The organism is Streptomyces cellostaticus (assembly GCF_023630175.1).
GTDB lineage: Bacteria > Actinomycetota > Actinomycetes > Streptomycetales > Streptomycetaceae > Streptomyces > Streptomyces cellostaticus_A.
In genome coordinates this window covers 1-1,255 of record NZ_JALLIN010000135.1, presented here as the reverse complement: position 1 = coordinate 1,255, position 1,255 = coordinate 1, and the positions used below count along the sequence as shown (strand labels likewise).

At 76.3% G+C, this 1,255-nt stretch carries 2 protein-coding genes; both read right to left on the bottom strand.

Annotated elements, in window-relative coordinates:
- Positions 1–112 precede the first annotated feature (112 nt).
- Entirely contained in the window at positions 113–448 is a 336-nt protein-coding gene (locus MXD57_RS31325) for a hypothetical protein (protein WP_250405595.1), read from the bottom strand.
- A 175-nt stretch (positions 449–623) separates the two neighbouring features.
- Positions 624–950 (bottom strand): hypothetical protein, encoded by a 327-nt coding sequence (locus MXD57_RS31320; RefSeq protein ID WP_374114776.1) that lies wholly within the window; start codon positions 948–950, stop codon positions 624–626.
- Between the last annotated feature and the right edge of the window lie 305 nt (positions 951–1,255).

Genomic DNA, 1,255 nt, shown 5'->3' with positions numbered 1-1,255 from the left:
GGCCCCACGCCGTTCGGGTGGACCCGTGGTGCGGCGCCGTCGAAGCCGCGCGGTGTTCCGCCGCCGCCTCGGGCGGCACGGCGCCCGAGGCGGGCACGCGCAGCATGCCGGTTCACTCCGGGTGGGCCACCGCGTCCTTCTGCAGTTGCACCGCCGCGAGCAGGCTCAGCTCCGGCTCCGCCCGGCGCAGCGCCCGCACCGCCGCGACCGAGGCGATGTCACCGGTGAACTCGACGGCGGCCAGCCGCGCGCGGACCCAGCGGGCCCGCAGGCGGCCCTCCGTGGCGGCGGCGGTGGCCTCCACGACGGCGGCGGCACGCTCCAGCCCCGGACGCTCCAGGGGCGAGGCCTGTGCCAGCGCCTGACGCAGGGCGGCTGCGACCACGTCCGCGTCCCGTACCGTCAGCACGACCCTGTTCTTTCCGCCCAGTCCCATGATTCCCGTCATGGACACCAGCCTGACGCCCATGTCCCCAGCGCACCAGACGGCTTGAGGAACCTCACAGCAGGGCGCCGGCCAGGGGCGGCCCCGCGCACCCGGCGGCGGGCACCGCAGTACGCGAGTGCCGGAACGCGACCGCTTCGAGGGGCAACGGCCGGGCCACCGGGCGGCCTTCGCGAGATCACGTGCTCGCGGACGGGCCGGTGACCGGGGCCCGCACGCCGGCTGCCGCCTCCAGCAGGGACCACCCGTCGAACTCCACCACCCCGCGCACCCCCGGCTGCCACCCGCGCTCCGACGCCGCGTCGAGCAGGGCCCTGACGGCGCCGGGCTCGTGCAGGTTCAGGCAGACACCCCCGACATGTCCCACGTCACCAGAGCCCAGGGGAGCCCCGCCCGGAACGTACCGGTCCGGGCCTTCGGCGAAGACGATGCGCAGTGCGGCACCGGTACCGGCGGGCTGCGGGTACAGCACCAGGGTCTCGCGGCAGGATCGGCGGCTGTCCACCGCGCTCCGGCTCCGGCCGTGACGGTGACGGAGCGTCCACAGATACGTGCGCCCGTCGGCAACGAGCCGACGCGGTGTCTTCGGACGGCGGGGCACGGAGCCCAGGGTACGCGACCCGAGGCGACGCCCCGTCAGCCGCGGCGCACCACCCGTGTCCGGCCCGGCGGATGACACACGCGCCGCGTCCGCCCGGACGGCGGCTCCACCCTCCGCGCGTCCTCATGGGCATCGGCCGCGGCACCCACAAGGACCCGCACCGGGACCGGCGGGCGCACACGGGGGATAGGAGCGGGTCGGCTGCGGAA